Origin of the sequence: Pseudomonas sp. (assembly GCF_050739655.1) — a bacterium.
Taxonomy (GTDB): Bacteria; Pseudomonadota; Gammaproteobacteria; order Pseudomonadales; family Pseudomonadaceae; genus Aquipseudomonas.
This window is the reverse complement of sequence record NZ_JBOIBY010000589.1, coordinates 1-7,273: the sequence shown is the minus strand read 5'-3', so window position 1 is coordinate 7,273 and position 7,273 is coordinate 1. Positions and strand designations below refer to the sequence as shown.

At 55.6% G+C, this 7,273-nt stretch carries 6 protein-coding genes and 1 pseudogene; 4 read left to right on the top strand and 3 right to left on the bottom strand.

From position 1 onward, the window contains the following. A pseudogene (locus ACRESJ_RS28245) lies at positions 1 to 521 on the top strand (hypothetical protein); the annotation flags it as partial. A 712-nt stretch (positions 522 to 1,233) separates the two neighbouring features. Beyond that, entirely contained in the window at positions 1,234 to 1,410 is a 177-nt protein-coding gene (locus tag ACRESJ_RS28240) for a hypothetical protein (protein ID WP_431760812.1), read from the top strand. Between the two features lie 324 nt (positions 1,411 to 1,734). Here ACRESJ_RS28240 and ACRESJ_RS28235 read toward each other — a convergent pair whose 3' ends face one another. Then, on the bottom strand, positions 1,735 to 2,391 hold the full coding sequence (locus tag ACRESJ_RS28235; protein ID WP_431760811.1) for a hypothetical protein: 657 nt from the start codon (positions 2,389 to 2,391) through the stop codon (positions 1,735 to 1,737). Positions 2,392 to 3,389: 998 nt separating this feature from the next. Here ACRESJ_RS28235 and ACRESJ_RS28230 point away from each other — a divergent pair. Beyond that, positions 3,390 to 3,539 (top strand): hypothetical protein, encoded by a 150-nt coding sequence (locus ACRESJ_RS28230; protein ID WP_431760810.1) that lies wholly within the window; start codon positions 3,390 to 3,392, stop codon positions 3,537 to 3,539. Positions 3,540 to 3,594: 55 nt separating this feature from the next. On the opposite strand, the gene ACRESJ_RS28225 is transcribed toward ACRESJ_RS28230, so the two are convergent. After that, on the bottom strand, positions 3,595 to 4,044 hold the full coding sequence (locus ACRESJ_RS28225) for an antitoxin Xre/MbcA/ParS toxin-binding domain-containing protein (RefSeq protein ID WP_431760809.1): 450 nt from the start codon (positions 4,042 to 4,044) through the stop codon (positions 3,595 to 3,597). Between the two features lie 1,122 nt (positions 4,045 to 5,166). Here ACRESJ_RS28225 and ACRESJ_RS28220 point away from each other — a divergent pair. Then, the gene (locus tag ACRESJ_RS28220) at positions 5,167 to 5,961 is read left to right on the top strand and encodes an SDR family NAD(P)-dependent oxidoreductase (RefSeq protein ID WP_431760808.1); all 795 of its coding nucleotides are present in this window, start codon (positions 5,167 to 5,169) and stop codon (positions 5,959 to 5,961) included. A 553-nt stretch (positions 5,962 to 6,514) separates the two neighbouring features. Here ACRESJ_RS28220 and ACRESJ_RS28215 read toward each other — a convergent pair. Continuing rightward, positions 6,515 to 7,222: a GntR family transcriptional regulator gene (locus ACRESJ_RS28215; protein ID WP_431760807.1), complete on the bottom strand. Its 708-nt coding sequence runs from the start codon at positions 7,220 to 7,222 to the stop codon at positions 6,515 to 6,517. Between the last annotated feature and the right edge of the window lie 51 nt (positions 7,223 to 7,273).

The window sequence follows — 7,273 nt, the reverse complement described above, 5'->3', positions numbered from 1 at the left end:
ATCGAGATGTGAAGACGATTTTCGGAAAACTGATCGACTACTGCGTCAATGATCTAGGTTTCATTCCGATGTCCGATTTGAGTCTGATCTGGAAGGGGATAGCGACCAAGCAGCCGGCCCCCTTTTTCGGGCCTGTCACTGGTCGTTCGCACACGATGCTTGCAAAAATAAAGGGAATGGCTTGGGATATCTCACACTTACGACTACTGGAGCGTATGGCCGCACAAAATAGCTATGGTGCATTTCACATTCCGTTTTTTGTCTCGTTGGATGCCAAGTGGCGGGCGTTACTGCGTTTGAATCCCATCCGCTTCATGTTGTTCGATGACCGCACCCGTCGGATGCTCTCGGGGCGGGCTGATGAAGCGAGTTTCCAAGCCATCTGTCTATCCAGCGCTAGCGAGAGCACCAAGCGTTTCCTATCACCTGCACACGTTGCAAAGCGTCGCGCTGCCGCCTTGTCGTTGAGCGTTGACGCCATGCACGCTTTGGTGCGGAAAGAGCAGGGGCGTTGGTTGTGAATTGAATCGTTCCGCAAATATGCCGGGGGCTCAACGGCAGACGCGATACTTTAGGGGATGGGGATGTGAGCAAGAAGCTAAGAACGGTGGGGTTTTGATCGCTAGGAACCCCTGAGGATACAGTGGGCCCTCAACGTGCTTGCTGTGAGACCTCGTTGGCGCCTGGCCTCCCCTTAAAGACACTTGAGAGCCCGCCCTCCCTAGTTTTGGGAACGAGATAGCAGGTTTGAGAATGCAGGGTTCTCAAACCCCAGAGCGTTTTTTGGGCGATAGCCATGGTTGACGGTACGTCTAGGAGAAGCGTGGCCCACCCTGATCAACGTGAGTGGTACCTTTGGAGCAACGAGCGTGGGTTCGGGAGGAGTCCCAAGGCGGTCCGCTCATGTATCAATGCCTATCGAGAGTAGACGTTTGTGATTCACTTCGAGAGCCGTGATGAAAGGTAAGCGCAAAGTCAAAACGAAAAAATGGCAGGTCGCTGAGCATTTCAAGGCCGCGGCGCAGGCGGCGCTCAGGGCGCGCTCGGCAAGTGCGAATCGATTCTTGGACGTCGCCCTGTTGGCGGGTAGAGACTTGGAACCGGTCGGATTGCTGGCGGGCACCGGCCCGCGTCTTCCGCCAAATTCACCAGTGCAGGCGACCAGTAAAAAGTTAGTCCCAGGTACTGGCAACGTAGCGTCCTCAATTGCAGGGTGCGTTGCGCTTCGCCCAAGTGAGTAGAGAGCAGTCGCTTAGTGCCTTGTTGCTGCTCAAGGTGGACGCGGAGTTGGTCGTGTTGTTGGGTGACAGCCCGAAGCTACTTGTCGAGTTGGTGCGCGTGCGGTTGTTTGGTCGTGAGCTGCTGGATCAACGCTTCATTGTCACGCTTGAGCAGGCGAGCGTTGCCTAGCTGGCCGTGTTTTGTCCCTGCACGTGACGCAACTTACCATAGCGTCACTGCAGCTGATGTGCGTTTTGCCACTTCAGTTGCTCGCGCAGTGCCTGACCCGGGCCCCGGTATTGCCCAGTTGCTCCCGCACCGTATCGATGTTCGGATGCTGCCCCCGGCTGCGCACACCGTGCAGGCGTCCTGCATCAGCGCCTTGTTAAGGCCACCGCGGACCATGTCCACCTCCCGATATTTTCGTACTGTGTCAGGCAAGGCTGTTTCACCAGCAGATGGGTTTACCCGGCCGCCATCACACTCCGGCTGGCCACCCAAGCGACCTCCGGACTAACCATGCAGTACCCCCGCCACCTCTTCTTCCGCCGCGCGGCACACACGCTGCGGTGACGATCGCAGCAGGTCTTTCGGACGGTTGCCGCCCAAGAAGTGATTGCTCGAGGCGAACCAGAACGCCATGCCCCAGCTGTCCTTTTTTTCGCGCAGCACTTTGATCACTGCGGCGAATTCGGCGATGGGCCGCCGTTCCGTTGCGTCGCCAAACGCGAACGCTGGAAAGTACTCCTGGCTCTGGTCGCTCACGCTGATGAGACGGCCGTCGCGCAGCCACGCCCGGAGGCCGGCGGCGAGCGCTGCAGGTTCGAGCCCGGTGAGTTGGGACAAGCCCGCCGCGGTCACCCAGTCGCCGTCTTGCAGGATCAACTGCCGCGCCTCCGCCAGCATGACTGCCTCCCTGAACAAGGTGCGCGGGCTCAGCGTGCGGGGCGCGCTGAGGCCTGAGGCAGGCTCCGCTGAATCGGCCGCGGCCTGGGGCAGGGCGCCGAGAAAAACACAGTTCAAGACCTCGAGGCAATCGAGGTACACGTCTGTTGCGTGCCCGCACATTGCCGGCAGTTCAATGTGGAGCTGGATCCCGTCCGCCTGTTCAGACGCCGATGCGGGCCCGTCTGTACCGCGGCGGACCTCGATTTTCTTTTTTGCTGACATGCTGCCTCCTTGAAGGGCGGCGTTGAGGCTGATCCACCGTATCGAGCGGCAGGCGTTACAACGTACAGGGCGCCTTAGCGCTGACGCAATGTCGACCAGGGCCGAAGCGGCGAATCAGCGGGCGGTGGCATTCGGACCCTGTCGTCAGCCGATGTTAGGTTGGGATGCCCCTGCCGCTGAGGTCGCCAGCGCTGGCGCGCACGAGCTAATCACCCGTGCCAACGAGCTGAGCCTTCAGCGATCGCTCGTCCTCTTCGCCGGGAAACCGTCTATGGATGTTACTGCTTCGGTCGCGGCCACCGACGGTCTTTGGGTCTCCGTCCGACTGACGTCGCTGTTATCGATCTGGGCATCTCCGTCCGCTGCCGCGGTCGAGCTGATCTGGCGGCCCGTTAGTCCAGTCTGCCTACGCCCTCCTTGCACCCTGTGGCTCGGACACTTGCCTATTGGCCACTTCGCAGGCGCATGATGGTCGACGAGCAAGTGGTGCGTTTCGACGGTGTTGGGCTTGCCGTGGACCATCGAGTGGTGTGGCCATGCAGCATTTTATACGCTCGGGAGGCGCGCGAAAAAATGTGAAGTCCTTGAGTTTTACGTGTGTTGCACGCTGGCCTGTAAGCCTTGTAATTACTGAGTCGTGCTCAGAAAAAGATGTGAAATAAAATGTGAAGGGTGTGGTGGTTTCGAACCAGTGCTTTCGTCGAAACTTCACCCAACGCGAGGGTTCGTTTCAGCGCCACCCTCGTCCGAAACCAATGCGGGTTCTCCAGCAGTCTGCGCGGAAGCCCGACCATCGTGCGCCCCAACACTTCCTTGAGCTAACGCCTAGGATTTTAGGCGCAACGCCAGATTTAACCCGGTAACGCCAAGAGTTCCGGACGTTATCAGCCCGCGAGCTAGGTGCCGGAACCCCAGGTGTTGGACGCGTCCGTGTGCTGAGGTCGCCGCATGAAATGAAATGGCTACTCTATATCGGAATCTAGTCAGAGGGACCAGCCATGCACACCACCTACAGCAAAAGCCAGGCTCGCCGTCGGATGCGCCGTCTGCTGGTGTTAGTTGCACAAGGGCAGACTTTCGTCATTACCCAGCAGGGCAAAGCAGCTTGCTTGCTGGTACAGGTCGAAGCACAAGGGCGTACACCTTGAAAAGGTGACTCGACAATCCTTAACCCACCAACGGGCTGCGCCTCGCACCCTAGGGTCAAAATGAATATCCCTCTGCTATCTCAAGCAACAGTTTCTCAACAGCTCGGGTACCTGGGAAGGTTGAGAGCATGGCAATTGGGCAACTGCCGGAAAATCTCTCCTTAGGTTTCAAGAGCCAACGCTTAGCCTTCGCATCATTCCCGAAGAGCGCTTCAGCCATGGCAGTGACGTGCGTGACTCGAAATAAGCGATCACTCTCGCTAAGTGTCAATTGCTGACCTCGTGCCAACCTTGATTTGAGCGTTTTGAGTGGGATGATCAGGTTGCGCGCTGATGGGCTTATTGTGCCCATGGTACAAAGAGCATCGACGCTGCTGGCCGAGAATCCAGCCTCGATCAATTCATGGATGTCTTTGTCTAATGCGTCCGTTGGAATTTGCAGAAGCGTTTCCAGGCGGATGCGGTAGGCACGGTATGTATCCTCGCGCATAACCTCAGCAAACATATCCACCTCGTTGATTCGGCAATCGCCAGCAAGGTTTCGGTGTATTCCGTTAGCCTGCCAATCTTCCTATAGGCTCACACTCTGGACCTGATTGCAGTGCAGTATTGAGGAACCGATGAGAAGCATCAGTTCTGCTTGCAAGTAGGCACTGAGCTTCGAGCTCGAAGCGAGCCTTCATTGGCCATTTAGACGGTTTAGCTTTACGTTTTCCCTTCATGAGCTGGGTTCTCGCAAAATTCTTGATTCTATGAAGAGTTTATACACCTAAGCTACGAGCACTAGGTCAACTCACTGTGAGCGATTTAAACGAAACACCGCGCCTTTTCGCTTCACGCATGCGTTAGCGTCCATTGACCGTTTTTGGCCGATTCTGTTGAAAAAGTCGGATTTTCAGCTGGCCTGAACTCAGGCACGACCACCATTGGAGAACCTACTCTGTTGGCGCTGATGCGATTTTGACCCAGGCTACCGGATTTCAATGCCCTACCCGAATGCTCAGCAAACGAAAGTCCTGTGAGTGGTTTCAGGAGCTGCATGTGGGTCAGTCAAAATCAGCCGCCGTCAAAATCGCATCAGCGTCGACACAGAGCGCTCACCTGGGACTCTCCGAGGCAGAAATGACACCGAAAGTGTAGGTGAAAAATTAGAAAATTATTTCGAGAACAGCACACTAGATCCAGTGGAAGACCTGATTCGGCACATCGAAAATCCTTCCAATACCTGCCAGTTCCCACCTGAAAACGATCGCGAACCTGTGCCAACTGTCGAGTTGGGAACAGGTCTGTTGACACACTGAACGGCAGTGGCTAGCATTGCATGCAATGCTGCACACAGCTTGTTTTCTGGGTCGGACGGCCTATGTTTCTACGCAGTGAGATGAGCAGGGGTGATCTGATGGTTCAGGTTCTTACCCGCCCTCAGCCACCTTCCCGCGGTCACAACTTTTGATTTTCGGATTTGGCCATTAGCTTTGGGCTGAGCTACCAATGTTTCGAAATGGCAGGTTTGAAGCTCTTACCGACACTCCTGCGCAGGGACGGACAGCGGAGTGGATATCGCCGAACTGATGAGCTTCAACGTGCCGTGCACTTAGGACCCCCGCTCAACCGATTGCCCTAAGACATGAACGACTACATCCAATACAACAAGCAGGAGTCGATGATGAACAGATTTGAAAACAAAGTTGCGATCGTGACTGGCGCCGCAGGCGGCATCGGCTCGGCAATCGCGGCGCGCTTGGCGAGCGAGGGCGCAACGGTCGTAGTCAGCGACGTCAATCGGGAGGCGGCGCAGGTAGTGGTTGAGGGGATCAAAGCTGGTGGGGGTAAGGCAGTTGCAATAGCTGCGGACATTGGCTCCGGCGACGCATGCCGCGGTCTGGTAGACGCGGTAGTGGGACAATTGGGGCGTATCGATGTCTTGGTCAACAACGCGGGGATCAACCGCCGTGGGAATCTTTTGGCGTTGAGCGAGGACGACTGGCATACCAGCTTCGCAATTAACCTTGATTCCATGTTTTATCTCTGCCGAGCAGTCCTCCCGATCATGATCGAAAATGGAGCCGGCGCCATTGTTAATACTGCATCGCAGTGGGGACTGTATCCAGCACCGGGACACATTGCCTATAACGTAACAAAGGCAGCTGTAGCATCGTTCACCCAGAACTTGGCTCGGGATTACGCACCGCAGAATGTTCGGGTCAACGCCGTGTGTCCTGGTGAAATTCACACTCCAATGCTTGAAGCTGGCGTGCTCCGCACCGGCCGTACCATCGCCGACCTGGATAAGATGGTGCCGTTCGGGCGTATTGGCAAACCAGAGGAAGTTGCCGCGCTGGTGGCCTTCCTTGCTTCAGACGAGGCCGCGTTCATGTGCGGGTCGCTCGTTGAAATTACGGGAGCACAGGCAGTAGCGTAATATGAGGGCCTATCGCGGAGCAGCAACAGCGCCGTGATGGGGCCCTTCAACACGATTATTATCCTGTACCCTGGAAGGCTAGTGCTAATTAGCGCGCTTAATGTCGCTGTGCGCATCTGCTGAAGATTAAAGTGCTCATCCTCTCAGAAACTCCCCAGTTTTCACTGTCGTAGCCATCTTGAAATGAATAATGGGAATTTGTTCGTACGGGATGTGCAAACGGTGTGCGCAAGTATACCAGCTGGAAGTTATAACTAGCGGCAATGAAACAAAGGCGCATGATGGTGCTATTAGAACTGTGTAGTTCAGGGAACTTTCCAGGCATTTCGCGATACTTGGTTTAGACACGTCGACTGGGCCACTGATGGTCCTTATATCGCATCTGTGCGTGATACCAGGCTTTTACTCGGTATCTCGTACTTCTAAGGAGGGGAGAAGAGGCGGGATATATAGAGGCTGTGCGTGATCAAGTCACACTGTGGTTGATCTGCGTGGCTACATCGATGAAGCAAAGCCGCGATGTTGAGCCACGCTGTAATGATCACTCGTCTAATTAAGTTACGGAGATCTGAGCAGTCAGATTCTGCTGCATATAGTCCAAGAATCGACGCTGAAAAAGAACGGTATGTTCATGAGCCGCCGCCTCAGCTGCATCGCCGTCGCGGGCTGCGATTGCTTGAATAATATCGTCGTGATCGCGACCCAGGCGATTAGCGCTCGCTGAACTTACGATATAGTCGAAGTGCAGATGCAGCAAACGTTGCCCTTCGCTCAGCAGACGCTCGTAATAGTTGATGAAGTACGGATTGCGCCCTGCCCGCGCAATGGCCATGTGGAAAGCTTTGTTAAGCTCGGACATAACCTGGAAGTCTCCACGGGTGACAGCGTTCAGATATGCTGCGTCCGCCTCACGGATTGCTTCGAGATCTTCTGGGCGATGCTGAGTGGCTGCCAAGCGAGTGACGACTCGTTGCATCAGATCCAAGGCCGCGATGTAGTTGGGAAACTCTTCAATCTCAAAGGGCGTCACCAGCGTAGTGCGATTGGGCAGGATAACTACCAGGCCTTCAGTGATGAGCCGCGCCAGTGCGTCTCGAACAGGGGAGCGGGAAAGGCCGAACTGCGCCGCAAGGGATACTTCATCCAATTGCACGCCAGGCTTGAGCTTGAGCGTCAAAATCTGCTTGCGCAGTTCTTCGTAAATGTAGCGGCCGCCATGGCGACGAGGGCCGCCTTCAATTTCGTTATCAGTTGCCATCATCAGGTCTCGGTTGGTCCGGCCAGTATCATACAGGCCAGTACTTTTTTATAT